The organism is Rhodococcus sp. ARP2 (assembly GCF_001029585.1).
GTDB lineage: Bacteria > Actinomycetota > Actinomycetes > Mycobacteriales > Mycobacteriaceae > Rhodococcus_F > Rhodococcus_F erythropolis.
The window spans coordinates 1-25,722 of sequence record NZ_LEKE01000049.1 but is presented as its reverse complement, the minus strand read 5'-3'; the positions used below and the strand labels follow the sequence as shown (position 1 = coordinate 25,722).

Annotated in this window: 27 protein-coding genes; 18 read left to right on the top strand and 9 right to left on the bottom strand. The window is 62.9% G+C overall.

From position 1 onward, the window contains the following. The first annotated feature begins 41 nt into the window (after positions 1-41). Entirely contained in the window at positions 42-824 is a 783-nt protein-coding gene (locus ABX74_RS11545; RefSeq protein ID WP_020908491.1) for a DUF1906 domain-containing protein, read from the top strand. Here ABX74_RS11545 and ABX74_RS11540 read toward each other — a convergent pair. Together ABX74_RS11540 and ABX74_RS11535 are read right to left on the bottom strand one after the other, a co-directional pair. Beyond that, entirely contained in the window at positions 811-1,311 is a 501-nt protein-coding gene (locus ABX74_RS11540) for a nuclear transport factor 2 family protein (RefSeq protein WP_007726289.1), read from the bottom strand. The genes ABX74_RS11545 and ABX74_RS11540 overlap by 14 nt on opposite strands. A 235-nt stretch (positions 1,312-1,546) precedes the next feature. Continuing rightward, complete coding sequence (locus ABX74_RS11535) at positions 1,547-2,992, bottom strand: MFS transporter (protein WP_047888870.1); 1,446 nt, start codon at positions 2,990-2,992, stop codon at positions 1,547-1,549. A gap of 86 nt (positions 2,993-3,078) precedes the next feature. On the opposite strand from ABX74_RS11535, the gene ABX74_RS11530 reads away from it, so the two are divergent. Further along, positions 3,079-3,537, top strand: a complete 459-nt coding sequence (locus tag ABX74_RS11530) for a MarR family winged helix-turn-helix transcriptional regulator (protein WP_080945697.1) — start codon at positions 3,079-3,081, stop codon at positions 3,535-3,537. Here ABX74_RS11530 and ABX74_RS30595 read toward each other — a convergent pair. The 3 genes from ABX74_RS30595 to ABX74_RS11515 form a co-directional block, all read right to left on the bottom strand. Then, positions 3,528-3,929 carry a hypothetical protein gene (locus tag ABX74_RS30595; protein WP_223257892.1) on the bottom strand — a complete coding sequence of 134 codons (402 nt, stop codon included), beginning with the start codon at positions 3,927-3,929 and terminating at the stop codon, positions 3,528-3,530. The genes ABX74_RS11530 and ABX74_RS30595 overlap by 10 nt on opposite strands. 78 nt (positions 3,930-4,007) lie before the next feature. Beyond that, entirely contained in the window at positions 4,008-4,751 is a 744-nt protein-coding gene (locus ABX74_RS11520) for a hypothetical protein (RefSeq protein WP_029255827.1), read from the bottom strand. Between the two features lie 271 nt (positions 4,752-5,022). Next, positions 5,023-5,325, bottom strand: a complete 303-nt coding sequence (locus tag ABX74_RS11515; protein ID WP_029255826.1) for a 4a-hydroxytetrahydrobiopterin dehydratase — start codon at positions 5,323-5,325, stop codon at positions 5,023-5,025. A 16-nt stretch (positions 5,326-5,341) separates the two neighbouring features. Between ABX74_RS11515 and ABX74_RS11510 the strand changes: the two genes are divergently transcribed. Next, a complete protein-coding gene (locus ABX74_RS11510; protein WP_047888869.1) occupies positions 5,342-5,767 on the top strand; it encodes a (deoxy)nucleoside triphosphate pyrophosphohydrolase in 426 nt (141 codons plus the stop codon). Here the strand turns inward: ABX74_RS11510 and ABX74_RS30380 are convergent. After that, entirely contained in the window at positions 5,745-5,921 is a 177-nt protein-coding gene (locus ABX74_RS30380) for a hypothetical protein (protein WP_019744526.1), read from the bottom strand. The two genes, ABX74_RS11510 and ABX74_RS30380, sit on opposite strands and share 23 nt — an antisense overlap. A 324-nt stretch (positions 5,922-6,245) precedes the next feature. On the opposite strand from ABX74_RS30380, the gene typA reads away from it, so the two are divergent. The 6 genes from typA (at position 6,246) to ABX74_RS11485 (ending at position 12,643) form a co-directional block, all read left to right on the top strand. Then, positions 6,246-8,153 carry a translational GTPase TypA gene (gene typA, locus ABX74_RS11505; RefSeq protein WP_019744525.1) on the top strand — a complete coding sequence of 636 codons (1,908 nt, stop codon included), beginning with the start codon at positions 6,246-6,248 and terminating at the stop codon, positions 8,151-8,153. Between the two features lie 151 nt (positions 8,154-8,304). Continuing rightward, a complete protein-coding gene (locus tag ABX74_RS11500; RefSeq protein ID WP_047888868.1) occupies positions 8,305-10,089 on the top strand; it encodes an ABC transporter family substrate-binding protein in 1,785 nt (594 codons plus the stop codon). Continuing rightward, positions 10,086-10,970 carry an N-acetyl-1-D-myo-inositol-2-amino-2-deoxy-alpha-D-glucopyranoside deacetylase gene (gene mshB / locus ABX74_RS11495; protein WP_047888867.1) on the top strand — a complete coding sequence of 295 codons (885 nt, stop codon included), beginning with the start codon at positions 10,086-10,088 and terminating at the stop codon, positions 10,968-10,970. The genes ABX74_RS11500 and mshB overlap by 4 nt, the downstream gene beginning before the upstream one ends. Before the next feature lie 107 nt (positions 10,971-11,077). Further along, positions 11,078-11,236, top strand: a complete 159-nt coding sequence (locus ABX74_RS30375; protein WP_179154671.1) for a hypothetical protein — start codon at positions 11,078-11,080, stop codon at positions 11,234-11,236. Between the two features lie 93 nt (positions 11,237-11,329). Beyond that, the gene (locus ABX74_RS11490) at positions 11,330-11,746 is read left to right on the top strand and encodes a hypothetical protein (RefSeq protein WP_021332784.1); all 417 of its coding nucleotides are present in this window, start codon (positions 11,330-11,332) and stop codon (positions 11,744-11,746) included. 51 nt (positions 11,747-11,797) lie between these two features. Next, positions 11,798-12,643: a uroporphyrinogen-III synthase gene (locus tag ABX74_RS11485; protein WP_020908485.1), complete on the top strand. Its 846-nt coding sequence runs from the start codon at positions 11,798-11,800 to the stop codon at positions 12,641-12,643. Here the strand turns inward: ABX74_RS11485 and ABX74_RS11480 are convergent. Both ABX74_RS11480 and ABX74_RS11475 read right to left on the bottom strand, forming a co-directional pair. Beyond that, positions 12,603-14,174, bottom strand: coding sequence for a PH domain-containing protein (locus tag ABX74_RS11480; protein ID WP_021345012.1), 1,572 nt, complete (start codon positions 14,172-14,174; stop codon positions 12,603-12,605). The two genes, ABX74_RS11485 and ABX74_RS11480, sit on opposite strands and share 41 nt — an antisense overlap. After that, positions 14,171-14,674: a PH domain-containing protein gene (locus ABX74_RS11475; protein WP_047888866.1), complete on the bottom strand. Its 504-nt coding sequence runs from the start codon at positions 14,672-14,674 to the stop codon at positions 14,171-14,173. The genes ABX74_RS11480 and ABX74_RS11475 overlap by 4 nt, the downstream gene beginning before the upstream one ends. An 82-nt stretch (positions 14,675-14,756) precedes the next feature. On the opposite strand from ABX74_RS11475, the gene ABX74_RS11470 reads away from it, so the two are divergent. From ABX74_RS11470 to ABX74_RS11435, 8 genes are all read left to right on the top strand, one after another. After that, positions 14,757-14,945, top strand: a complete 189-nt coding sequence (locus tag ABX74_RS11470; RefSeq protein ID WP_003945217.1) for a hypothetical protein — start codon at positions 14,757-14,759, stop codon at positions 14,943-14,945. Between the two features lie 118 nt (positions 14,946-15,063). Continuing rightward, positions 15,064-17,622, top strand: coding sequence for a bifunctional FO biosynthesis protein CofGH (locus ABX74_RS11465; RefSeq protein ID WP_019744516.1), 2,559 nt, complete (start codon positions 15,064-15,066; stop codon positions 17,620-17,622). Then, a complete protein-coding gene (locus ABX74_RS11460; RefSeq protein WP_020908480.1) occupies positions 17,622-18,380 on the top strand; it encodes a hypothetical protein in 759 nt (252 codons plus the stop codon). Before ABX74_RS11465 ends, ABX74_RS11460 begins: the two co-directional genes overlap by 1 nt. Before the next feature lie 146 nt (positions 18,381-18,526). Then, positions 18,527-18,850: a ferredoxin gene (fdxA, locus tag ABX74_RS11455; protein WP_003945248.1), complete on the top strand. Its 324-nt coding sequence runs from the start codon at positions 18,527-18,529 to the stop codon at positions 18,848-18,850. Between the two features lie 5 nt (positions 18,851-18,855). Beyond that, entirely contained in the window at positions 18,856-19,959 is a 1,104-nt protein-coding gene (gene dapC, locus ABX74_RS11450) for a succinyldiaminopimelate transaminase (protein WP_021332787.1), read from the top strand. A 64-nt stretch (positions 19,960-20,023) separates the two neighbouring features. Continuing rightward, positions 20,024-20,704, top strand: coding sequence for a rhomboid family intramembrane serine protease (locus ABX74_RS11445; RefSeq protein WP_047888865.1), 681 nt, complete (start codon positions 20,024-20,026; stop codon positions 20,702-20,704). A gap of 12 nt (positions 20,705-20,716) precedes the next feature. Further along, positions 20,717-22,129: an acyl-CoA synthetase gene (locus ABX74_RS11440; RefSeq protein WP_047888916.1), complete on the top strand. Its 1,413-nt coding sequence runs from the start codon at positions 20,717-20,719 to the stop codon at positions 22,127-22,129. A gap of 213 nt (positions 22,130-22,342) precedes the next feature. Continuing rightward, positions 22,343-23,944: a substrate-binding and VWA domain-containing protein gene (locus ABX74_RS11435; RefSeq protein ID WP_029536790.1), complete on the top strand. Its 1,602-nt coding sequence runs from the start codon at positions 22,343-22,345 to the stop codon at positions 23,942-23,944. A gap of 15 nt (positions 23,945-23,959) precedes the next feature. On the opposite strand, the gene ABX74_RS11430 is transcribed toward ABX74_RS11435, so the two are convergent. Beyond that, the gene (locus tag ABX74_RS11430; RefSeq protein WP_223257891.1) at positions 23,960-25,180 is read right to left on the bottom strand and encodes an HNH endonuclease; all 1,221 of its coding nucleotides are present in this window, start codon (positions 25,178-25,180) and stop codon (positions 23,960-23,962) included. A gap of 211 nt (positions 25,181-25,391) precedes the next feature. On the opposite strand from ABX74_RS11430, the gene ABX74_RS11425 reads away from it, so the two are divergent. Further along, positions 25,392-25,722, top strand: a 331-nt coding sequence (locus ABX74_RS11425; RefSeq protein WP_047888863.1) for an ATP-binding cassette domain-containing protein, incomplete at its 3' end; no start/stop codon positions are given.

Genomic DNA, 25,722 nt, shown 5'->3' with positions numbered 1-25,722 from the left:
GCCCGCCACTTCCAGCGGGACACGCCGATGATCGGAGCTTTGTGCACGTCTCGCGAAGAAACCTCTTCAAGTACGCAGCTGCTGGATCGGCAGCTGCCGGACTCGCTGCATTGAGCGGTACGACGTCGGTGGCCAATGCCGGTTCACTAGGGACCCTGCTCGATTACGCCGCCGGTGTGCCGTCCGCTCAGGCAATCAAGGCCGCCGGGTATGCAGGCGCCATTCGATATGTCTCGGACAGGCGCCCGGGAGCCGATTGGATGGTCGGTAAGCCCGTACTGGCGCGGGAAACCGACGCGTTGACGGCGGCCGGACTCCAAGTCGTTTCCTGCTATCAATTCGGCAAGGGCGGAACGGCGGACTGGCGCGGGGCTCGCGAGGCAGGCAAGCGTCATGCTTCCCGTGGCCTCGAACTACATGCTGCGGCCGGTGGGCCGTCCGGTCGGCCGATTTACGCGTCGATCGACGACAACCCGACCAGTACCGAAATCACCACCCTGATCGCGCCGTACCTCGAGGGGTGGGCCTCGGTCGTCGGCAACGGAGCACTCGGTATCTACGGAAACACTCGCGTGATCGACGCAATGATCAGCGCCGGCGTCGGAACCTGGTTCTGGCAGCACAACTGGGGGTCGCCCGCAGGATATGTGCACCCGAGGGCAAACCTGCACCAGTTCGAGATCGACAAGCGCAAGGTCGACGGCGTGGGCGTGGATCTGAACTCGATCCTCACTCGCGACTACGGCCAGTGGTCGTTGGCCGGTGCGGTCGGTCCGGTCCAGCCCGTCGGATCCTCGTTGCCGACAGGGTCTATCGCACCATAGCGCCGAATTTGGCGAGCCAGGCTTTGGCGTCATCGGGGAGGGTGCCCGCCGCTTCGGCGGCGAGGCACCATGCTTTTGCCATCGACAGGAAGTTCATCGGGTTGTAGGCGTCTTCTTCGCGAGACCACAATCCGTTGCCGGCGTAATGCAGGATCGTGATGTTGGCGGCTCCGTGCTTGGATCCGTCGCCCGGATCCTCCATCGGGTTGTCGATCTCGCACACGATCCATCCGCGCTGCTCGTCGACGACGAACCAGTTGGCCGGGAATTCGGTCATGCGGTGCCCCGGGAACTCTGTCATCGTGCGAGTGACCCACTTGCGTACAGCCTCTCGGCCATTGAGGGTTCCGAAAGCGTGTTCCACGTAGACGACGTCCTCGGTGAACATGTCCGCGAAGGCGTTCCAATCGCCGGAACGAGTGCACTCGACAACGGTGTTCTGGTACCCCGCGAAGGCGTCTTCGAGTTCGGTACGCGTCCAGGTCATGAAGGGCTCCTCGGTTTGTCGTCGCTTCAGATTAGAACACGTTGCAGAATTGATTGTCGGCGATTCGATGCAGACGAGTTCTGCGGTACCGTCGTTGACGGGTCGGGGACCCAATATGTGAGAGGGCAACGCGTGGATACCATCATCAGTTTCATCTACACACTTTTGTCGAAGTTGCAGACTGGCAGCATCGAAGGCTCTTCGGAGAAGTGAGTCCTCTGCCGGGTTGATTCCCTTACGTGACTTTCTGTTTGGGAATCAATCCGGCGAACACCATCGTCACAACGGCGGCTGCGATGGAAATCAGGAACGTGGCACGAAACGCCTCGAACGAGGGGATCACTGCGGTGCCGACGGTGATGGTCATTCCTGCCAGAACGACGCTCACGATCGCGGCAGACGTCGATGTGCCGATCGATCGCATCAAGGAGTTCAGTCCATTTGCGGCTGCAGATTCCGTGATGGGCACAGCGCCCATGATGAGTGCGGGCATCGCCGAGTACGCCAGTCCGACGCCTGCACCGATGATCATTCCGGCAGCGGAGACCTGCCACACGCTCGAAACCGTGAAATACGCAAAGGTGTAACCCAATCCGATTATCAGCGCGCCAAGCATCAGCGTGATTCGCGGGCCTCGCCACGCCGAAATTCGAGCGGACACAGGTGAGAGTGCCATCATGACGAGTCCACCGGGAGCCAGCGCGAGTCCTGCTGCGACCATGGACAATCCGAGTCCGTAGCCGGTGGATGTCGGTGCCATGAGGAGTTGGGGGAGCGTCAAAGAGTTGCCGTACATGGCAAATCCGACGGCGATCGACGCGAAGTTGGTGAAGAGAACCTGCGGCCGGGCCGATACTCGGAGGTCCACTAGAGGTGCGTTGCGTCGAAGCTCCCACCATCCCCAAACCAGGAAGCTGAGGGCGGATACGCCCAAGAGCCCGAGCGTTTTTGCGTCGCCCCATCCCCAAGTCCCGCCTTTGGTGATGGGCAGCAGCAGAGTGATCAGGCCGACTGTGAGGCCGAGGGCTCCGACGAAGTCGAAACGGCCCGGGCGTCGTACCGTTGATTCGGGAATGACGAACGCAACAAGTGCGACGCAGATCAATCCGAGTGCCGCCGCAGTGACGAAGAGGAAGTGCCAGTTGGCATGCTGAGCGATGACCGCGGCGATGGGCAATCCGATCGCACCACCGACGCCGAGGGTGGCGCTCATGACCGCCATTGCCCCGGCTACCTTTTTCGGCGGCAGTACATCGCGAATGATGGCTATGCCCAATGGAATCGCCCCGATAGATGCTCCTTGAAGTGCACGTCCGATAATGAGCACCACGAGTGAAGGTGCGATCGCGCAGATGGCCGAGCCCAGAACGACCAATCCGAGGCTGACGAGCAGCATTCGCTTCTTGCCGAACATGTCGCCGAGCCGCCCGCTGATCGGCGTGATCACCGCGGCAGCGAGGAGTGTTGCGGTGACCGCCCACGAGGTGTCGGTGGGGGTGGAATTCAGTAGGTGAGGCAACTGCGGGATGATCGGGACTACCAGTGTCTGCATCAGCGCGACGACGATTCCGCACAGCCCGAGGACTGTGAGCACGGGACCCGAAGGTGCGTAGTTCGTGACCGTGGTTTTCTTGTCCGGGGATTTCTCGTCGACGTTCGACGAATCTGCGTGCACGGACATGCGGCTCCCGCCATGGATTGTTCTGATTTGGTGCGTTCGCCCCAATGTGCACGCTACACATCGTGTGTATTCTGCACAATATGAGTATGGATCGAGAACCCGAACTGGTGAACATCGAGTACGAGTTGACCCTGCTCTCGCGTTACCACGCGCTGGCTCAAAGAGCCGAACTTCTTCTGGACCGGTCCGCGTATCTGTTGCTCGGACGACTGGAATTGCAGCAGCCCATGAGCCTCAAGGAACTCTCTTGTGCTTTCTCGCTCGACATTTCGACCATCAACCGGCAGATCGGCGCTCTGAGGCGGCAGGGTCTGGTGGAGCGGGTGGAGGATCCGGACGGTGGGCTGGCTCGAAAAGTTCGGCCGACGGCGCAGGGTCTGGCGAAACTCCGTGCAGACCGCGCACATTCGACAGCAGGAGTCGCAAAGGCGCTGCGTGAGTGGACGCCGGAGCAGCGCCTCGCGCTCGGTGACCTACTGCGGCAATTCAATACCTCGGTCGAGTCCTTGGAAGGCCGCGAATGGCCGCGACCGAATCAGGTCTGAGAGTGCGAGACGGACCGCAGTGATCGGTCCGGATCGCTCGAATCCGATTCCGGCGCAATGACAACAAGTTTCGGATGTTCCTCGGGGGCGGTGTGATTTCCCCGCCAGGAAAGCAGTGACCAGCGTGAGAGACCGGACAGTGCCGACCCGAGGCTGGCGAACGAGCCCGAACTCAGCACCGATGCCGTAGACCCGATGCTCCCGATCGAAAGGAAAGAGCCGACGCTACCGATCGAGAGAATCGAGTACGCCGATCCGATCGAGAGAATGGACCCCTCGGATCGGATGGACAGTATCGATCGACTCGACTTGTGAGACCGTATCGACTGGTCGTCTGGGCTCGATGCCTTGTCTGGACGGCCATGCGTGATATCCACTCGTAGATGTCCCATCTATCGGGTCTATCACGGTGATCGGAGATGCAAAAGGGACCCGCCGGAATTCGGCGGGTCCCTTTCACAAGACTTCGATCAAGCGACCGCGAACATACCCACGGTCGGGAGGAAGCTGCAGGTGATGCGATCTGCGCCTTCCGGCTGGGTGGTCAGCGAACCGCTGATCACCGAGAGGACGCGTCCCGGACCCGTATCGGCAATAGCCGACAAGGTGGCGGGACCATCCGGGTTGATGCGCGACGCGTTGGTCAGGTTCTGGGTGGCGCTGCGCTGGTTGTCGATGTTGACCCACGTCACGGTCATCGGCACCGGCTGGTCGTCGACGGCGGGAGCCGTACCGAGAGCGGTGAAGACGAACCCGGCCTGACCGGCAGCGGGGCCGGGAGGGGGCAGGTGAGCCGGGCCCGGAACAGCAAGCGCGGTTCCGACCGAATCGGCGGTGGCCGAGATGCAGCCCTTGCCAAGCGTCGGGTAGAGGAACTGCGCGATGACGGGGGCGTTCTCGTTCGGGATTTCCGGTCCGCCGCCGCCGCTGCCGTCGAGGAAGGTGATGACCTTCTCGAGGGTGGCTTTGATCTCGGGCGGAATGCCGGGAGAGTTCAGGATCGCGCGAGCTTGGTCGAGCAACGCTTGCTGCGGGCCGCCGGCGACGTCAGCCGGACCTGCAGCGGCGCCGATGATGGCGGGCGCAAACGATGCGAGGAACTCGATCGGCACACTTTCGGGTGCGGGCGGTGCTGCCGGATCGGCCATTGCCTGTGCCGGCAATGCCAGTCCTGCTACTGCGGCAATAGCGACGGCGGTGAACGCCTTTCGCATACCTCGGGTTCGAAGCACTGTTTCCCCATCCTTAGTCATACCGCGCGGGCGCCTAGGCGAGCTCCGCGTTTGACGGCTCGAGGGGTCACTCTATGTACAGAGCCCCCGGGTTGTACAGCTGTTCAGTTGCTGAGCAGCTACGCACCGGGGGGAGTCTATGGCATGACCGGCCTCGATCGTGATTTACGGCGACCATACCTGTGACTGAAGTGATCTATGTGAAAGTTGATGCAACTGTTACGTCAGATTGCGAGGTTTGTTTACTCGGAGATCAGTCGAAACGGACCGAATCGTCGACGAGTACGTCAATTCGACGGGCAAGGTCGAAGTCCAGTTCCGTGAGACCGCCCGCCGAGTGTGTCGAAAGCGTGTACGTGACCTTTCGCCAGCGAACGTCGATGTCAGGATGATGATCTGCGGCCTCGGCGACAGCCGCGATGCGTTGAAGAAGCGCGATCGCATCCGGGAAAGTCGCGGAATCGACGGTACGAGTGATCGAGCCCGGCGACAGCTGCCAGGCCGGCAGTTCGTCGAGAGCGCTTTGGATCGCGGAGTCGGACAACAAAGTGGCCATACTCCATCATGGTGCGATGAGTGATGTGCCTGCAAGGGATCGCGAAGTTGTCGCCGGTGCGATCTTCCGTGGGGGAAGGCTGCTCCTCGCGCAGCGGACGAGTCCGCCGGCGTTGGCCGGTCGCTGGGAACTGCCGGGCGGGAAGGTCGAGGAGTTCGAAACGCCGCAGGCTGCGTTGGCCCGCGAGTTGCGCGAGGAGCTTGCGGTAGAGGTTCGATGCGGAACAAGAATCGGCGTCGACGTGCAACTGTCGGCCGGGTTGGTCCTGCGGGCGTACCGGGCGGAGTTGCTGTCCGGCGAACCGGTCGCGCTCGACCACGCTCAGTTGGCATGGGTCGATGCCGAAGAACTCTTGTCGATGGATCTGGTCGACAACGATCGAGCCTGGATCCCCGAATTGCTCGAGGAGTTGAGGGCGCTTACGCCGCGCGGGCCTTCTTGAGACCGGCTTTCAGTTCCTTCTTGGATGCGCCCTCGTTCTCGAGCTTCTTCATCCGCATGATGACGACGGGGCACTTGATGCACCGTGTCTTCTTCCGGCAGCACTTCTTTTTCGGCTTGAGCTTCGAGACCTTGCTTGCCTTGATTTTTCCCATGTGACGCTGCGGCTTTCCTGTTTCACTACGGCGGAGAGCCCGCTCTTGGAACGAGGTTAGCGTACCCTTAAACACCCTGTTTCTCCAGGTCGTAATCCTACTCGCTTCAGCGTGGTGCAGATCACTATTGGCTGGTGGGGGCGGTGATAGAGGCCGCACAATGCAGGAGTATCCGCTCGGAGCGAGTAGTATTTACTAGGCCGCGGTGCCTATTCAGGCGATTCGTGCCCTGATTCGGATCACACACTCGTGCAGCGGCCACCAGAAGAGCCGTGCGACTTGACTTTCGCGTGGCCGAATCAACTCAGCCAGGAGAGCCATCGCGTGACCACCACCAGCTTCCGTAACGTTGCCATCGTCGCACACGTCGACCACGGCAAGACCACCCTCGTCGACGCCATGCTTCGTCAGTCCGGCGCGTTCGAGGAGCGCGCCGAGCTGGTCGATCGCGTCATGGACTCCGGCGACCTAGAACGCGAGAAGGGCATCACGATCCTCGCGAAGAACACCTCGGTGCACAAGCGCAACGAGGATGGTTCGGTCACCGTCATCAACGTCATCGACACCCCGGGCCACGCCGATTTCGGTGGCGAGGTCGAGCGCGGTCTGTCCATGGTCGACGGCGTCGTCCTGCTCGTCGATGCGTCCGAGGGCCCGCTTCCGCAGACGCGTTTCGTGCTGCGTAAGGCACTTGCTGCCTCACTGCCCGTCATCTTGGTTGTCAACAAGACCGATCGTCCCGATGCTCGCATCGAAGAGGTTGTCTCCGAGGCTCAGGACTTGCTCCTGGACCTCGCGTCCGATCTCTCCGACGAGGCCGCCGAAGCCGCCGAGCTTGCGCTCGGGCTGCCGGTTCTCTACGCCTCCGGCCGCGAGGGCAAGGCTTCGACGGTGCAGCCCGAGAACGGTCAGGCGCCCGACGCCGAGGACCTTACCGCTCTGTTCCAGGTTCTGATGGAGTACGTCCCGGCCCCCAAGGGCACGGTCGACGCGCCGCTTCAGGCTCACGTCACCAACCTCGACGCGTCGGCATTCCTCGGTCGCCTCGCGCTGGTTCGCATCCACAACGGCGAGCTGCGCAAGGGCCAGACCGTGTCCTGGTGCCGCGAGGTCGACGGCGAGCCCGTCATCACCAAGACCAAGATCACCGAACTGCTCACCACCATCGGTGTCGAGCGTGTTCCCGCCGAGGTTGCGCTTGCCGGCGATATCTGCGCTGTTGCGGGCTTCCCGGACATCATGATCGGTGACACGCTTGCCGACCTCGACAACCCGGTTGCGCTGCCTCGCATCACTGTCGATCAGCCGGCTATCTCGGTCACGATCGGTACCAACACCTCACCGCTGGTCGGCCGCGTCAAGGGTCACAAGCTCACCTCGCGCATGGTCAAGGCTCGCCTGGACCAGGAGCTGGTCGGTAACGTCTCGCTCAAGGTTCTCGACATCGGACGTCCCGATGCCTGGGAGGTCCAGGGTCGTGGAGAGCTCGCGCTCGCCATCCTCGTCGAGCAGATGCGTCGCGAAGGCTTCGAACTGACCGTCGGAAAGCCGCAGGTGGTCACTCAGACTGTCGACGGTAAGATCCACGAGCCTTTCGAAGAGCTGACCATCGACAGCCCCGAGGAGTACCTCGGTGCCATCACTCAGCTTCTGGCAAACCGCAAGGGCAAGATGGTTCAGATGTCGAACCACGGTCAGGGCTGGGTTCGTATGGAGTTCATCGTTCCTTCGCGTGGTCTTATCGGCTTCCGTACGGAATTCCTCACGGATACCCGCGGAACCGGCATCGCCAACGCCGTCTTCGACGGGTACGGCCCCTGGGCCGGCGAGATTCGTGCACGCCACACCGGTTCTCTCGTGTCGGACCGTTCCGGCACGGTGACGCCGTTCGCCATGATCCAGCTGGCTGACCGCGGAACCTTCTTCGTCGAGCCCGGCGCAGACACCTACGAGGGTCACGTCGTCGGTATCAACCCCCGTCAGGAAGACCTCGACATCAACGTCACCCGCGAGAAGAAGCTGACCAACATGCGTCAGTCGTCCGCAGACGTGATGGAGACCCTCGCGAAGCCCATCAAGCTCGAGCTCGAAGCGGCCATGGAATTCTGCTCCGGCGACGAGTGCGTCGAGGTCACCCCCGAGGACGTCCGCGTCCGCAAGGTGCATCTCAATGCAACCGAGCGCGCTCGCGAGCGTTCGCGTAGCAAGTCTCGCGACAAGGCTGCTCTGTAGTCTTTCGTCGGTTACCACCTGACAGGCGGATGTGCCTTTCAGCCGAGTTTTCGGCGGAAAGGTACATTCGCCTTCATGGTTTCCGGGCGAAAGTTCTGCCCGGAAATCGAGTGCGAAGGGGCGACGCGGCCCCGTACGGAAGGAATTGTCTGTGGCCTCAGGACGTCGCTACCTGGCGTTGGCAGTGGCAGTGACGGCGTTGTCGCTGACTGCGTGTACGGCCGATCCGCCGCCTCCGGTCGAGAGCACCGAAACCGTCAAGCCCACACCGACTCCGGTCGTTCCGGCGATGAAGCAGGTCACTGTGGCGATCGACGAGGTAGGAGGCGGATTCAACCCGCACCTGCTCGCGGATCAGTCGCCGGTCAACTCCGCAGTCGGCAACCTCGTGTTGCCCAGTGCGTTTCGCCCGATCAATTCGCCGACGCAGCCTGGTGCGACGGAGTGGGCGATCGACGATTCTTTTCTCGTTTCGGCTGAAGTGACGTCAGAGGCTCCGTTCACTATTCGCTACCAACTGCGCAACGAAGCTCAATGGTCGGACGGCGCTCCCATTGCGGCAGAGGACTTTCGCTACCTCTGGCAGCAGATGATCTCGGTTCCCGGTGTGGTCAACCCCGCGGGCTATCAGATGATTGACGACGTGAACTCGTCCGGCGGTGGCAAGACGGTCAACGTCGTGATGCGTGCGCCGTATCCGGCGTGGCGAGAGTTGTTCACCGATATTCTTCCGTCCCACCTGATCAAGGACACTCCCGGCGGTTTCAGCACCGGTTTGAGTGAGGGGATTCCGGTGTCTGGAGCCCACTTTCACGTGCGCTCGGTCGACCGTGGTCGAGACGAAATCGTGCTGGAACGCAACGACCGATTCTGGGGCAAGCCCTCAGATCCGGATCAGATAGTTCTGCGCCGCGGAGGAACGGCTTCGCAGTTGGCGGATGCACTGCGTACCGACGATGCTCAAGTGGCGCAAGTTCATTCGGGTAGTGCCACGGATATTCAGCTTTCTGCAATCCCGGGTGTCAGTACTGCATTCTCCTACGTTCCGCGCACTCTCGACATCAACGTCAATGGGCGCAGCAAGAACTTCGCGGACGTTCGGGTGCGTAAAGGTGTTCTGAGACTGCTCGATCCGGACCTGCTCGCCGTAGTGGCGGCCGGGAGTGAATCGGCGTCGGCCCCGGTGAAAGCTCAGATCCTCGCGCCGTCGGATCCGGGATATGCGCCAACCGCGCCGCCGAAACCGACCAGAGAGCAGGCGCTGGGCGAGCTGACCGCAGCCGGTTACTTGACAGCACCGCCCACCGGAATCGTCACTGGCACTGGAACGGTCGGATCGATCGTCCGGGACGGCGCTCAGTTGACGCTGCTGATCGGCGCTCCCGAAAACGACGACATCGCGATCGCCGTGGCAAACACCGCTGCCGACGAATTGCGTGACGTGGGGATCCTGGCGACCGTCGAATCGGTGCCGCCGGAGGAGCTCTACGGCGAGGATCTGACCACAGGACGCGTCGACATGATCGTCGGTTGGAGCCGAGCAGGCGCTGACACCGCAACTTCGCTGGCCTCCCGGTTCAGTTGCCCGACAGCGCCTTCCACTCCTGCGACAGGTTCGGCGGTGCCCACACCCACGCCGTCGCAGTCTCCGGAGCCTGTCCGAACGACAAGCGTCGAGGCTCCGAGCAACCTGTCCGGGCTGTGTGATCCGGCGTTGCAAGGTCGGATCGACGAAGCGCTCAGTGGCATCGGGGATCTCGGGTCGTTGATCGCCGATGCGGAACCCAAGCTGTGGGATCTTGCGGCGGTTTTGCCGATCGTGCAGAGCCGAGCGCTGGTTGCAGTCGGGACCGGAGTCGAGGGCGTGGTCCTCGACGGGCCGGTGCAGGTGGGGATATTCGGAAACGCTACGGACTGGGTGAGGGTGGCAAAGTGACCGCGTCGGCGAAGCGACTTTTGTTGGTGCACGCACATCCGGACGACGAAACGATCACCACCGGTGGCACTATCGCGCGTTACGCGTCCGAAGGCGCCGACGTCACGGTCCTCACCTGCACGTTGGGGGAGGAAGGCGAAGTGATCGGTGACGCGTGGGCAGGGCTCGTGGCTGCCGAGGCCGATCAACTCGGGGGCTACCGGATCGCCGAATTGAGCGCTGCTTTGTCGGCTTTGGGCAGTGCCGCTCCTCGCTTCCTCGCCGGTGCCGGTCGGTATCGCGACTCCGGAATGATCGGCACACCTTCGGCCGCCAATCCCCGTGCCTTTGTCAATGCTCGACTCGACGAGGCAGTCGGCGCGGTGGTCGCCGTCATTCGTGAGATTCGGCCGCACGTCGTGATCACGTACGACCCCAACGGAGGCTACGGGCACCCGGATCACATCCAGGCACACGCGATCACGACAGCGGCCGTGGAAGCTGCAGCAACGGCCGCATATCCCGAGGCCGGCGAGCCGTGGTCGACTCCGAAGTTCTACTGGACCGTGACCGAGCGCAGCGGACTCGAACGCGGCATCGCGGCGATTTCCGAGTTCCCGGAGAACTGGCGTCTGCCCGAGCCCGGTGAATTGCCGAGCGTCGAGGACGCAGACGTGACGACGGCAATCGATGTTCGAGGCGTCATCGATGCGAAGGCGAGGGCATTGAGCGCCCACGCCACTCAGGTGACGGTAGCCCCGAGTGGAGCCGAGTTCGCATTGTCGAACAACGTGGCCCAACCGATCCTGACGGTCGAGCATTTCGTATTGGCCGCCGGCACGCTCGGTCCGGTGGGTGAGGACGGTCGCGAGCGCGATCTGTTCGGCGGGCTGCACAGCTGACCTGGGCGTCGGCTCACAGGCATTGCGATCGACGCCGTAGTGGTGTGTGATGCGTGTCACCGGATGGGTGGTCCTTTCGGTAACAGCAAAGCCTGGGGGCTGAAGAAATGTACAACTGGGACCTGCAGAACCAGATCGTCGCCTTCGTCGATTCGTTGCGTCCGATGGCCGGTTACTACCACGACGTGTATTACGGATCGCTCTACGCGTTTGCAGATCAGCAAAGTCATCTGCTGACGCTGCTCGGGTTCCCGCCGGTTCCCTGATCGACTTCGTGCTTTTCGGGCGCGAGCCGGGGTGCTTGTCGGGAGGGGACCCCGCGCTCGCGCGTTGGCCGTCGATAGACCACTATCAAAACCATGATCACGGCCGAGAACAACACAGACGCTTCGACAGAAACGTCGCTGTCGTGGCTCGACCCTGTCATCCTCGGTGTCCTGATTTTCGACGGGTTCTTGTGCGCGGTGTTGTCAGTCCTGTTCTTGCCGACTCATCTCGGTACGACGGCATTTCCGATCAGCATTCTCGTGGCAGCGACCGCGAACCTCGTATTGGTGATCGCCGCCCGCACGGTTACGACGCCGGGTATGGCCGCATTGCCGCTCGCCGGTTGGATCGTCGGGTTCTTGGTGTGCATGGTGGGCGGCCCCGGCGGCGATGTACTGGTGCTCTCGTCCCCTCTGACGTTCTTACTGCTGGTCGGCGCAATCGCTCCGGCCGCGGTTTTCCTCTTCAAAGTAGCGATCAACAGGCTTGCCACCCTCAGTTCGCAATAGTTCTCGGCGCGCGCGTAGGAAAGTGACCCATCCATAAGGGACACTCAGCCTGTGGCTGAAGATGATCTGGCGGGCGCGACTATCGCCTTGACCGCAGAACGGCGTGTCGAAGAATTTGCGACGCTCCTCGAACGTCGAGGCGCGGAGATCGTGCGGACACCGGTGATCCATGTGCTGCCGTTGGTGGACGATCGAGACCTGCGCACTCAGACGTCCGCGTTGATTGCCGATCCACCGGAATTGGTCGTGATCAGCACCGGAATCGGCTTTCGGGGTTGGCTCGACGCCGTCGCGTCGTGGGGTTTGACCGACGAGTTCCTCGGAGCTCTGGCCCGGACGCGCATCATCGCCCGCGGCCCCAAGGCGACGGGCGCCATCCGGGGCGCCGGACTGCGTGAGGAATGGTCGCCTTCGGGTGAGTCGTCCGAGGAAGTTCTGGAACACCTCGGAAGCGAGGGAGTGGCAGGCTTACGCGTCGCGGTCCAGTTGCACGGCACCATCACCGAATGGGAGCCGTTGACGGACCTGAGCGCATCCCTCGCCGACATCGGCGCGGTTGTCACCCCGGTGTCGGTCTATCGGTGGATCCGGCCGCCGGATCAGTCACCGGTCCGCGCGTTGGTCGCTGCAGTTCGTTCCGGTGCAATCGACGCACTGACCTTCACCAGTGCCCCCGCGGTCTCCTCGATGCTCAGCACGGCCAAAGAGATGGGCGAGCTGGAGCGGTTCGTCGCAGCTATGCGCGGACCGGTACCGACCTACTGCGTCGGACCGGTGACGGCCGCCCCGCTGGAACTTCTCGGTGTTCCGACCATCCAGCCGGAGCGATCGCGTCTCGGTTCGCTGGCGAGGCTCATCATCGACGACCTGCCCAAACGTCGCCACCGCCCGGAGTGACGGCTTCGATCAATGCCCACGCGTTCTCGGCGGGGAGATCGATCACCTCGTAGCTTCCGGTGCCTGCTGGCGTCGCGGCGATGACGGTTGCCACGCCTGCGCGTCGCTGGAAGAACGTCTCGCGCACTGTCCATCCGATGACACCTTCGGATTCGAGGCTGTGACGCTGGCGATCGAGCGAGCCGCTTCGGGTGATCAACCATCCCGGCAGGACTGCGTGGCCGAGGCCGTTGTATCGGTCGTAGGCGAGGGCAGCGCCAGCGATGGCGAGTACGGCGACCCCGAACCACGCGTAGATCGGTACATCCAGACCAGAAGCCGCGCACGCCACGCAGACCAGAAACGCCACAGTCGCGAGAAACAGTGCCCTGGTGTACCGGCGACGCCGCGCGGCCGGGCCGTGCGGGATCAGCGGGGCGGACGCCTGACGTGAATCACCGATCACGGTAGCCATCACTCGCTCGGCTTCCCTCCGTGGCCCCTGCGGGAGCAGCAGCGAAGATTCCTTCTTCTCCGCGCTGACCCCGGTCATGATGGCGTCGAGCCGCGCGCCGCGGGCCAATCGCAGTAGAAGCGGTTCCTTGAGCGTCGTGCCGCGGAGGCGGGCGCGGTCGAGTGTGGTTTGCCGAGTTTTCAACAGGCCGTGACTGACATGCAGGATGCGGCCGTTGTCGGTGAGTTTCATGTTGCCGAACGCGATCAGGTACTGGACGCAGGCGAGTGCACTCGACAGCACCAGCAGCACGACGAGTGCGATGACGACCATCAGCGCGATGCCCAGGCTCTCGAGTGAGTCGAAGCTGTCGCTTACTGCCGACGATTTCGCGACGGCAGTGCCGATGCCGTATTGGAACGAGATGCCGATGATCGCTGCGATGATGGCGATTCCGGTGAACGAAAAGGGAGCGTAGCGAACCCAACTGGGCTCCCAGTGACCGATCTCGGTGTCGACCGGTTCGGCGATGTTCTCGACCGGTGTGCCCGGGGTTTCCAGTCGCCGTGCCTGTTGCGCGCCGGCCAACAGTGCGGCACGTAGGTCCGGAACCAGGGCAGTCGAGAGGGCATTGAGTTCGAACTTGTTCGAATCGTGGCCGATCCCGGCGCGCTGGCCGGTCCCGATGCGCACGATCGACAGCCCGAGCAGTCGGTGCATGACCCCGGCCTCGACGTCGACGGATCGGATGCGGCTACGCGGGACGGAGAGCAGCTTTTTCTGGAATACCCCGGTGCGCAGTTGTACGTGAACGGGCCCGATTCGGTACGTGGTGGTGAAGTACCGCAACAGACCGAAGACGACGAGCAGAGTGACGACGCCGAGTCCCCACCAGTGGTTTCCGGATTGGCTGCCGAGAACTACGGAGACTAGTAGGACCGGGAGCAGTTTGACGACTTCGTTGACGGGGTGGACCAGAAGCATGCGGCGGTCGAGGCGGAGCCAGGGCTGTTCCTCCTCGGCTGCCTCGGCAGCTGCCGTTTCCGCCTCGACCGGGATTTCGATCGCGGTCGGGTCGCCCAACTGCTTCTCGTTCACGTTGCGTCTCCCACGTTGGTGCCCGCGATCTCCGTCAGTTGGGCCACTGTGCGGGAGGCGATTTCCTGGTCGAGCGCGGAGATCTTCACAGCCCCGGCCGACGACGCCGTAGTGACGGTCACGGTTGCCAGACCCAACATGCGGTCGATCGGTCCGCGTTCGGTGTCCACGGTCTGCACGCGCGATATCGGTGCGATCCGTCGTTCCTGGGTGAACCACCCCGTGCGTGTGTACACCGCAGTGTCACTGATTTCCCATCTGTGGACGCGATACCGCCACGCCGGAACCATCAGAATGTAGGTGGCCGCGAATAGGACGGTGACTGCGAAGACCAGGCCCACCACCCAGGACGGGATTCCGGGTATCAAGACGGCACAGACGATTTCGGCGACGATGACGGGTACCCAGAACAGCGAGGCAGTGATTGCCCACAGCCTCGGGGCTTTGGCGCTGGGTCGCCATAACGGGTCGGCCATGGTCAGCGGTTGCGGGGCAGTCATGGGCACTACTTTGGTCGAGTGAGGGGCGATCTGTCGACATCGGCCCTATCGTGGAGTGTGGCGACTGCGAAGGGAGCACGTGATGACCGAACAAGATGCGACATTCGACCCGGAGGCTCCGGAATCAGATGCGCTCGAACAATCGACACCCGTAGATCCGAACGCCCCCGAAGAACCCGATCTGACCGACATTCCACTCGACGCGCCAGTGGCTGACGTGGTGGATCAACGAGTCGAGGTCGCGGTCGACGACGACTACCGGCCGTCGTGATCGAGGCCGTGTCGGGGCGGTAAGGCCTCCTACTTCTGGCACCGGGTGGCACTAGTCGTCCAACATGGCGCATGATCGCTAGGTGAACCGAACTGGTGATGACTCCGGCAAACCCACCATGCTTCCGATGCCAGGCATTTCCGCGTCCGCCTCGTCCAGTCCGTCGCCCGGCCCGTCAGCGTCGGCGATGCGGCGAGTTCTCCGTCGCGCACGCGATGGAGCGACCCTGAACGTCGACGAGGCGGCAACGCTGCTGCAGGCGCGGGGAACCGATCTGACCGATCTGTGTTCCTCGGCAGCCAAGGTTCGCGATGCGGGTCTGCTGGCAGCGGGTCGGCCGAACACCGTGACGTATTCGCGGAAGGTTTTCATTCCGCTGACCCGTCTGTGCCAGGACAAGTGCCACTACTGCACGTTCGTGACGGTGCCCGGGAAACTGCGTGCCGCTGGGCACGGCATGTTCCTGGAGCCGGACGAGGTTTTGGACATTGCCAGGGCAGGTGCCGAATTGGGCTGCAAGGAAGCGTTGTTCACGCTGGGTGATCGCCCCGAGGCTCGCTGGCCGGAAGCAAAGCAGTGGCTGGACGAACGCGGCTACGACTCCACCCTCGACTACGTGCGGGCGATGTCGATCCGGGTACTCGAGGAGACCGGACTGCTCCCGCATCTGAATCCCGGTGTGATGAGCTGGCAGGAACTCTCGCGGCTCAAGCCCGTTGCTCCGTCGATGGGCATGATGCTCGAGACGACCGCTACCCGCCTGTTCACCGACAAGGGCGAATGCCACTACGGCAGCCCGGACAAGGACCCGGCGGTTCGGCTACGCACCCTGACCGACGCAGGCCGACTGAACATCCCGTTCACCACGGGAATTCTTGTGGGCATCGGGGAGAACTTCCTCGAGCGTGCCGAATCGATCATGGCGATACGCAAGTCGCAGAAGGCGTTCGGGCACATCCAGGAAGTGATCATCCAGAACTTCCTGGCCAAACCTGATACCGCGATGCGCGATACCCCTGATGCAGGACTCGACGAGTTTCTCGCGGCCATCGCCGTAGCACGCCTGCTGCTCGGGCCGACGATGCGGATTCAGAGTCCGCCGAATCTCGTCTCGAACAGCGAGTGCCTTGCGCTGCTCGGCGCCGGTGTGGACGACTGGGGCGGGGTGTCACCGTTGACCCCCGATCACGTCAACCCGGAGCGTCCGTGGCCGAATCTCGAGACCTTGGCGGAGATCAGCGCCGAAGGCGGCTTCACCCTGACCGAACGCACTGCGGCTCAGCCGGCATATGTCCTGGCCGGGGCTCCGTGGATCGATCCGCGCATTGCGGGCCACGTGCAGGCACTGGCGGACCCCAAAACCGGCCTCGCCCGGCCCGACACCAAACCGGTGGGTCGACCGTGGCAGGAACCGGACGAGTCGTGGGAATCGAGCGGACGCGTCGATCTCAATACCGAGATCGATACAGACGGGCGCAACACCGAGACCCGCAGTGACCTGGGCAGTGCGTTCGGCGACTGGGAGACCGTGCGCGAACAGGTACTCGAGCTCAGTGCTCCGATTCGCGTCGACACCGATCTGCTGGCTGCGCTGCGCAGTGCCGAACGCGACCCGGCCGGATGCTCCGACGACGAGTACCTGGCCCTTGCCACGGCGGAGGGCCCGGGCCTGGAAGCTGTTGTGGCACTGGCGGATGCGCTACGCAAGGACGCCGTCGGCGAGGACGTCACCTACGTGGTGAACCGAAACATCAACTTCACCAACATTTGCTACACGGGCTGCCGGTTCTGTGCATTCGCGCAGCGCAAGGGCGACGCCGACGCGTTCACGCTGTCGGCAGAGCAGGTCGCCGACCGTGCGTGGGAAGCGCACGTCGCCGGCGCGACCGAGGTGTGCATGCAGGGCGGTATCGATCCGGAACTTCCCGTCACCGGTTACGCCGACCTGGTCCGGGCCGTCAAGAAGCGCGTGCCGTCGATGCACGTCCACGCGTTCTCGCCGATGGAGATCGTCAACGGTGCATCGCGCAGCGGTGAAAGCATCAGGGATTGGCTGACCGCTTTGCGTGAGGCGGGCCTGGACACCATTCCCGGTACGGCAGCGGAGATCCTCGACGACGAGGTGCGCTGGATCCTCACCAAGGGCAAACTGCCGACGGCAGAGTGGATCGAAGTGGTCACCACGGCCCACGAGGTGGGGCTGCGGTCGAGTTCGACGATGATGTACGGGCATGTCGATCAGCCGCACCACTGGGTCGGGCACCTGAACGTTCTTCGCGGAATTCAGGACCGTACAGGAGGATTCACGGAGTTCGTGCTGCTGCCGTTCGTTCACCAGAGCGCGCCGCTGTACCTGGCGGGCGCTTCACGGCCAGGGCCGACCAACCGGGACAACCGCGCTGCGCATGCACTGGCACGCATCATGCTGCACGGTCGTATCCCCAACATCCAGACCAGCTGGGTCAAGCTCGGGATCACCGGAACGCAGATGATGCTCAACGGCGGAGCCAACGACCTCGGCGGAACGCTGATGGAGGAGACGATCTCGCGGATGGCAGGCTCCGAACACGGGTCCGAGAAGACCGTCGCAGAACTGCGCGCCATCGCCGAGGGAATCGGACGCCCGGCGCGCGAACGAACCACCACACATGCACGACGCGAAGGAGCGATTGCCTGATGGCCGATGTTCTGGGGGACCGCAAGGTCGTCGAGGTTCTCGATCGAGCGGTATGGGGGATCAACCCGGTTCTCGATCTCGCCTACAGCGATCCGCTCGGTATCAAGCGTCGGACCTTCGAGCCGACCGATCCCGAGCGAAATGCCGCAGCGATGGTGTTGGACGCGGCGGCCTGGGTCCTCGACGTCGTCAAGTTCCCCGGGACGGCTGCGTGGTCGGTGATGACCGACGAGCAGCGCTCGAAGTGGTGGACGACCCGGTTGGGTGCACTCAACACCGTTGCCGTCGCGTTCCCCGGCATCTTCGGCGTCCTCCTCAATCGGCTGCCGATCCAGGACCTCTTGGCATTCGCGAATCAGGCCGTTGTGCTCGTTGCGGTTGCCCGTGAACACGGAGTGACGGAGCGGGATCAGCAGGTGGACCTCCTGGCGTCGGTGCTGTGCCGGCGTGAGACCAAGTCCCGAGATCTGCTCGCCGGTGAGGATTTCGCCGAAAAGTCGGTCAGCGGTGCTGACGAGACCTGGCGCCCGTTCGCGCTCATCGGCACCTTGTGGCGCACGTCCAAGACTTTTCGTGCCATCACGGACGAGCTGCACAAGCGGCCGTCGCGGACGAAACCGTACGAGATTTTCGGCAAGATTCCGGTGGTCGGCGTCGTGGCGGATTATCTCGGTGAGCGCGGCGCTTTGGTCCGCGCTGCTGCTGCGGGGGAGAAGTGGATCGCGATTCGGTCGAGGAACATCACCGCAGTAGGCTGAAATGTGTTACCCCCGCCTGCTCAGAGTCGGTTGGCAGGGGGATAATAGGCTGTTCCCGCGGTACGTGAGAGTCGTATCGGATTTTCGGCCCCTTGCAACTGCGTGTTGCGGCGGCGATGCACGACAGGAAGGCAGGGAGATCGGCAGTGACCTACACGATTGCTGAACCGTGTGTAGATGTGATGGACAAGGCGTGCATCGAAGAATGCCCTGTCGACTGCATCTACGAGGGTGGACGCATGCTTTACATCCACCCCGACGAGTGTGTCGACTGCGGCGCGTGTGAGCCTGTCTGTCCCGTCGAAGCCATCTTCTACGAAGACGACGTCCCGGACCAGTGGAACGCGTACATCAGCACCAACGTCGATTTCTTCGACGATCTCGGTTCGCCGGGTGGAGCGGCCAAGCTCGGCAAGGTCGACTACGACACGCCGTTCATCAAGGCGCTGCCTCCCATGGGTGAGGAATAGAGATCTTGTCTCGTACTCCGGTGGCCGCTGGGCTTCCTGATTTTCCGTGGGATTCGCTCGCCGACGTCACGGCGAAGGCGCACTCTCATCCCGACGGCATCGTGAACCTGTCCGTGGGAACGCCGGTTGATCCCGTTGATCCGGTGATACAGGAGGCTTTGTCCTCTGTTGCCGAGATACCCGGATATCCGACGACGCACGGCACGCTCGCACTTCGCGAGGCCGTAGCGGAGTCACTCGATCGCCGTTACAACATTCCCGACGTCGATCCGGCAGCGGTCCTGCCGGCGATCGGCACGAAGGAAATGATCGCGTGGCTGCCGACATTGCTCGGTCTCGGAGCCGACGATCTCGTGGTCATTCCGGAGTTGGCATACCCGACGTACGAGGTCGCGGCGAAGCTGGCAGGCGCTCGCGTCCTGCGCGCCGACGGCTTGAACAAGCTCGGTCCCGAGTCGGCGGCGATGATCTTCGTGAACTCGCCGTCGAACCCCACCGGCAAAGTGCTCGGCCTCGAGCACTTGCAGAAGGTCGTGGCCTGGGCGCGCGAGCGCGGCGCGATCGTCGTCTCCGACGAGTGCTACCTCGGATTGACGTGGGAAGCGGATGCGCTCTCCATTCTCGATCCCCGTGTCAACGACGGCGATCTGACCGGTTTGCTTGCGGTCCACTCGCTTTCGAAGACGTCCAATCTCGCGAGCTATCGCGCGGGGTTCGTCACCGGTGATCCGGCTTTGGTGTCGGAACTGCTCGAGGTGCGTAAGCACGCGGGCATGATCCTGCCGCTGCCGATCCAGGCGGCGATGACCGCAGCTTTGGGCGACGACCAACACGAGAACATCCAGCGCGAGCGGTACCGCGAGCGTCGCAGCGTGTTGATCGAAGCTGTTCGAGGCGCCGGATTCACCGTCGACAATTCCGAGGCGGGTCTGTACCTCTGGGCGACGCGCGGCGAGGAATGTCGAGCGACGGTCAGTTGGTTCGCCGATCGTGGGATTCTCGTTGCCCCCGGTGAGTTCTACGGTCCGAGCGGGAGCAAGCACGTGCGGATCGCGCTCACTGCAACAGACGAACGAATCGCCGCGGCAGCAAAGCGCCTCTCCGCCTGAACTGTGTCCTTTCCCAGGTGTCAGGTTCCCTGATGTCGGTATCGGTCCGATGTAAGGTCGCGCTGTGACCACCTCAGGGACCGGCGGCTTGGACGCGGTACTGATTTTTGCTGTCGTTGTCGCCTCGGTTGCACTGATGCTCGTGTGGTTGAAAAGTCGTCGAGTTTTCGGAGAATTCCCACTCTCGGCAACTCTCCTCTGGCTGATGGTTGCAGTGCCGTCCATCCTGCAGGCGCTGATACCAGGACTACTCGAGATGTTTCGTCGTGATCCCGCATTGATTCGCGACGGTCAATGGTGGCGCATTCTGACCTCCGTGCTCGTCCAGGACGGAGGGGTCGCAGGAACCGTCACCAATCTCGTGACCCTGGCTGTGGTTGCACCGCCTGCGTTTCGGCTCTGGGGCGCCGCACGCGGCTGGGCTCTCTTTCTGCTCGGTCAACTGTTGTTCGGTTTGCTCACCACCGCAGTCTTTCCGTCGACCGGCGCAGGAAACTCCGGTGCCACACTTGCTCTGGCAGCGGCGGCCGCGGGGATCGGTGTTCTGGTGCGCCCGCGAATGCCTGAGATTGTTCTGACGGCCGTGATTGTCGTCGGCGGCGCAACCCTGGTGACGGTCGACGATGCGCACGGATTCGCCGTTCTTTCCGGGGCGCTCCTGGGGGCGGCGCTGGTGACGCTTTTCCCTCCTCACTCGATAGACGCGCGTCGGGCAGGAGAAAGTTTGCGACCATCGGCCCTGTGAGATGCTGTCGTGGTGCTGCTGAGATCACTGAACCCCCTTGCTGTCGCCCGCGGTGACGACCTCGACGACGCCGTGACGATCGGTGACACGGTTCTCTCGCGGAGTGCCATTCTCGGTGCCGCGACCTCGGTCGCGGAACGGGTGGCGCAGGCCGATCGGGTTGCCGTATTGGCAACTCCCACAGCAAAAACGATTCTCGCCGTCGTCGGGGCATTGATTGCCGGTGTCACCGTTGTGCCGGTCCCGCCGGACTCGGGGAAGGCTGAGCGGGAGCACATTCTGCGTGACTCGGGTGCTCAGGCGTGGCTCGGTGAAACGGACGACCACTGCGACACTCTGCCGGTAGTTCCCGTCCGGTTGCACGCTCGCTCGTGGCACAGCTATCCCGAACCGGCACCGGAGACCACCGCGTTCGTCCTGTACACGTCCGGAACCACTGGCCCACCGAAGGGCGTTCTGCTCAGTCGCTCGGCCATCGCAGCCGGGATCGACGCGCTCGCCGAGGCCTGGGACTGGACGTGGCGAGACACGCTCGTGCACGGGCTTCCGCTCTTCCACGTGCACGGACTGATCCTCGGAATCCTCGGCCCCCTCCGGATCGGCAGCCGGGTGATCCACACCGTCAAGCCGACGCCGGAAAATTACGCCCGGGCGAAAGGCTCCCTCTACTTCGGTGTTCCCACCGTCTGGTCGCGTATCGCCGAGGACGAAGAAGCTGCCCGCGCGTTGTCCGGTGCCCGACTTCTGGTTTCCGGCAGTGCGCCGCTTCCTGTGCCTGTCTTCGAAAAGCTGCGGGAGCGAACAGGATTGACGCCCATCGAGCGTTACGGCATGAGTGAGACGATGCTGACTCTGAGCACACGTTTCGACGGCGAGCGACGCCCGGGGTGGGTCGGCGTGCCGCTGCGCGGAGTCGAGACTCGTCTTCGTGACGAGAAGGGCAACGACGTGCCACACGACGGCGAGAGTATCGGCGGTCTACAGGTACGTGGGCCGATGCTTTTCGACGGCTACTTGAACCGTCCAGACGCAACCGCCGAGTCCTGGACGGAGGACGGCTACTTCAAGACCGGTGATGTCGCCGTCATCGACGAGGGTGGGTTCCACCGAATCGTCGGCCGCGAATCCATCGACTTGATCAAAACCGGTGGATTCAGAGTCGGCGCCGGCGAGATCGAGACCGCCATCCTCGGGCACCCTTCGGTGTCCGAAGTTGCGGTGATCGGTGTCCCCGACGCCGATCTGGGTCAGCGGATCATCGCCGTCGTAGTCCGTAAGCCCGGGAGCCCCGAGGTCACCGAAGCTGAGTTGGTCGAGTTGGTCGGGGCTGAGTTGTCGGCGCACAAGCGTCCCCGCGAGGTTCGCTTCGCCGAGACTCTCCCGCGTAACGCGATGGGCAAGGTCCAGAAGCGCGAGCTCTTCTGAGCAGGGCGGTTTGCTGAAAAGTCGCTGTGACGCTTGAAGGTTCGTGACTTCGGTCGGACTGTCCCGGAATATGGGCTCGTCGGTTCTCCGACGATTCAGCGCTAGTTGGAATTTCTGTGTTCTTGGCTACACTACCGCCCGGTAGGGATAGCTCCAGTCGCACGCATGCCGTCGGTATGTCCTAGTGCGAGTGGCCTCGGAAGGGCAGATTTCATGGCGGGCGGACGGCATTCGAGTCCTGACAGCGGGCGATCGATCGGGTTCTACGCAGTGGGTGGGTTGGTTGCCGTCGCGGTAGTCGCTACCGGGGTGGTGGTCTTCAAGGCAACACAGTCCGATTCCTGCGAGAGCGTCGACGAGTACTCGCTGGCAGCAGATCCTGCGATCGCGCCTGCAGTCACGGAGATCCTCGCAGAATCGTCGCCGGAGCAGACAGGCTGTTCGCGGATCACGGTCACCTCTGCGTTGCCAGGCGACGTAGCGGGAACCCTGGGCAAGGGCGTGGACGCACCGGACATGTGGATACCGGATTCGACAGCGTGGGTCGGCAAAGCTGCACTGACGGCCAAGGGGCCGGTCGCTGCCGCCGGTGGTTCGATCGCCACCTCGCCTGTCGTCCTCGCGTCCGGCGGTGGCGAGCAGTTTGCCAGTTGGCTCACGGCGCTTCAGGTTCCCGATCTCGCGCTGGGCAATCCGTTGTTCACCGGGGTTGCGTCGGCGCCCATTCTCGGAGCCCTCGCGGAGACCGGGGCCACCTCCGAATCGGTTCGAGCGGCACTCGTACCCCATGCCCAAGCAGAGAGCGTTCGTACCGAAGATCAGCCGGTAGGGCAGAAGATGCTCACCGAATTGGTCAGCTCCGGCAAGGTCGGTGTTTCGACCGAGCAACAGGTCGTCGAGTTCACGAAAGCCGAGTCGAAGATTTCCGCGACAGTACCGGCGACTGGAACCATGATCATGGATTACCCCCTGGTGGTCAGTGCCTCGGCGCCGGATCGGCACTACGCGGCAGCGAAGAAGAGTGACGCCATAGCCGACCTGTTGCACAGTGAATCTGCTCAGGAAGTGCTGACACGCAGCGGTTTCCGTACTTCCGGCGGTGGAGCTGTCGAAGGTGGAGTTGGTGACGTGACGGCCTTGACGGTCTCCGAACAGTCGGTGGCCGATCAAACGCTGGGCGCTTGGGCTCTGATGGCCAAGCCGATCCGGACACTCGTTGCGATCGACGTGTCTGCGTCGATGGACTACCCGGCAGCAGGCGGCAAGACGCGCATGCAGTTGACCACTGCTGCCGCTCTCGCCGGCAATCAGGTCTTCCCGGACAGTGTCGCTGCCGGTCTCTGGGCGTTCTCCCAAGGTATGAACGGAACCCAGGACTTTCAGGAATTGGTGCCGATCAGGCGCTACGACACCATCGTCGACGGCGTGACTCAGCGAAAGTTGATGGCTGATCAGGCGAACCGGCTCACCGAACTCAAGCGTGGCGCCACCGGTTTGTACGACACGACGCTGGCCGCCTTCCGTAAGGTGCAGGAATCGTACGATCCGCGAGCGGTCAACAGCGTCATCATCTTGACCGACGGTGCCAACGAAGATCCCGACAGCATCAGCCGTGAACAGCTGCTCGATGTTCTTGCACGCGAGCAGGATCCGGCGCGTCCGGTCATCATCGTCACCATCGGCATCACCGATGACGCCGATGCGGCGGCGCTCGCCGATATCTCCCGCGTGACGGGCGGTTCGACATACATCGCTCGTGACCCCTCGGAGATTTCCGAGGTGTTTGTGAACGCACTGGCTCACCGAGGATCGTGAGCGACACCGAGGAACTCAGGCCGCGTCGGGACCGGCCCAGGGGGTCGGAAGTGGCGGAGCCTCAGACGAATATCGGTGCCCGGTAGGCGTCGTCGTGGTGAAGGTGTGCCGGGTACCTCGTACAGGTTCGGCAGACCAGCCCGAGCCCTGTTTCGCGTAGTTGCATGCCGCGCACAACCCGGCACCGTTGGCTGCGCTGGTGAGGCCACCCCTCGAGTGATCGCGAATGTGGTCGCGGTGGCGAACCGGCGCGTCGCACCACGGAGTGCGGCAGCTTCGATCACGAAGTTCGATCAATCGTGCCAACCCCTTCGGGAAGGTTCTCGCGGTGGATTCCATTGCGGTCAGTGCGCCCGTATCGGGGCGTGCGTAGAGCTTTCGAACCGTTGTCATGGTTTCGGAGTCCTCGCCGGACAAGGTGATCCATTCACGTGCGATGGCTGCTGGAACAGGTCCGTACCCGTGGACGTGGGCAGGGTCGGAACCGTCGCCGAGTAGTGACTGGTCGGAGACAATCAGATTCACCGTGACGGGTGTCGGTGTGGCGCGGCCGATTCCGGTGACCCGCTCCACCAGGAGATCAGCCATGATCTGAGCTCGCGTGCGCTCGTCCCCGCCGGCAAGTACGGAATCTGCATCGCGGCCGAGCGTGGCATATACGACGGTACCCGCGGCAGCGGGAAGTAGGACATTGAGCCAGCACATCGTGTCGGGCGCAGGCCGAGACGTCACACGTCTGTCTCGTACGGCTTTGCGTGCTCGTCTGGCAACACTGTCGGCGTCTATTTCCGCAGTGCGTGCGCGGATTCTTTCTGTCAGTTGGTGGGTGCCACATCCGTCCAAGATCGCAGCGTCGCAGCAGAACTCGCGATCCAATGCAGCGCGATCCTGGACTGTGAGACACGCAGTTTCACGCATGAGAATTGTCGCTTGATGCTCACTGATGGAGCCACGGACGAGTAGTCGAAGTGTGTGCGGCATCTCGTCTTTCAGTGCGCGGGCCAGGTTGAGATGCTGAGTTCCGAACCATGCCGACTCTCGCCGTGCGAGGGCAATCTGTGCGTTGATTCCACGGCCCTGGTACGAGCGCGGAACTCCCCGTTCGCCGCGGTCCTTGCGGGTTACCGTGTCGAGATCGGCAGCCAGCAATGCCTGGGCCCCAGCGCAACTGGCCTTCAGCTCTTCCAGTGCGCGTAGTAGATCCACGCGAGCTGCGTTGTCGATGGAACGATCCATGCTGACGAGTGACGCTCGGAATTGTCCGATCGTCTCTTCGGATATCGTCTGTTTGGATATCGCCTGTTCAGATACTTTCGTCGTCACTTTTACCCCCCGGTAGTGTCGAACATACATTCGATACTAGCGCCGACGGTGAACGCACGCAACGGCTTTCTCTGTTGGCGTCCGAAAGTTCCGACAGTTCGGTTTTCATGGTTGACTGGTCCTCATGATCGAGTTGAGGGGATTGACCAAGGTTTACGGACCGACGAAAGCGGTGGACGATTTGTCGTTCACGGTCAAGCCGGGCATCGTGACGGGCTTTCTGGGCCCGAACGGTGCCGGTAAGTCGACGACGATGCGGATGATCCTGGGTTTGGATCAGCCGACGTCGGGTGCGGCGTTGATCGACGGCAAGCCGTACCGGGAGTTGAAGACGCCGTTGCGGACGGTGGGCGCGTTGTTGGATGCGAAGTGGGTGCATCCCAATCGCAGTGCGCGGGCGCATCTGCAGTGGATGGCTGCTTCGAACGGGATCCCGAAGTCCCGCGTGGACGAGG

Excerpts from the sequence above, each read along its gene's own strand:
- ABX74_RS11530 (WP_080945697.1), top strand. The coding sequence starts at position 3,079 with ATGGATCGAGAACCCGAACTGGTGAACATCGAGTACGAGTTGACCCTG.
- ABX74_RS11435 (WP_029536790.1), top strand. The coding sequence starts at position 22,343 with ATGGCGGGCGGACGGCATTCGAGTCCTGACAGCGGGCGATCGATCGGG.
- ABX74_RS11475 (WP_047888866.1), bottom strand. The coding sequence starts at position 14,674 with ATGACTGCCCCGCAACCGCTGACCATGGCCGACCCGTTATGGCGACCC.
- ABX74_RS30595 (WP_223257892.1), bottom strand. The coding sequence starts at position 3,929 with ATGGGACATCTACGAGTGGATATCACGCATGGCCGTCCAGACAAGGCA.
- ABX74_RS30375 (WP_179154671.1), top strand. The coding sequence starts at position 11,078 with ATGTACAACTGGGACCTGCAGAACCAGATCGTCGCCTTCGTCGATTCG.
- ABX74_RS11515 (WP_029255826.1), bottom strand. The coding sequence starts at position 5,325 with ATGGCCACTTTGTTGTCCGACTCCGCGATCCAAAGCGCTCTCGACGAA.
- ABX74_RS11460 (WP_020908480.1), top strand. The coding sequence starts at position 17,622 with ATGGCCGATGTTCTGGGGGACCGCAAGGTCGTCGAGGTTCTCGATCGA.
- ABX74_RS11540 (WP_007726289.1), bottom strand. The coding sequence starts at position 1,311 with ATGACCTGGACGCGTACCGAACTCGAAGACGCCTTCGCGGGGTACCAG.
- ABX74_RS11535 (WP_047888870.1), bottom strand. The coding sequence starts at position 2,992 with ATGTCCGTGCACGCAGATTCGTCGAACGTCGACGAGAAATCCCCGGAC.
- ABX74_RS11430 (WP_223257891.1), bottom strand. The coding sequence starts at position 25,180 with ATGGATCGTTCCATCGACAACGCAGCTCGCGTGGATCTACTACGCGCA.
- ABX74_RS11465 (WP_019744516.1), top strand. The coding sequence starts at position 15,064 with ATGCTTCCGATGCCAGGCATTTCCGCGTCCGCCTCGTCCAGTCCGTCG.
- ABX74_RS11490 (WP_021332784.1), top strand. The coding sequence starts at position 11,330 with ATGATCACGGCCGAGAACAACACAGACGCTTCGACAGAAACGTCGCTG.
- ABX74_RS30380 (WP_019744526.1), bottom strand. The coding sequence starts at position 5,921 with ATGGGAAAAATCAAGGCAAGCAAGGTCTCGAAGCTCAAGCCGAAAAAG.
- ABX74_RS11470 (WP_003945217.1), top strand. The coding sequence starts at position 14,757 with ATGACCGAACAAGATGCGACATTCGACCCGGAGGCTCCGGAATCAGAT.
- ABX74_RS11510 (WP_047888869.1), top strand. The coding sequence starts at position 5,342 with ATGAGTGATGTGCCTGCAAGGGATCGCGAAGTTGTCGCCGGTGCGATC.
- ABX74_RS11520 (WP_029255827.1), bottom strand. The coding sequence starts at position 4,751 with ATGCGAAAGGCGTTCACCGCCGTCGCTATTGCCGCAGTAGCAGGACTG.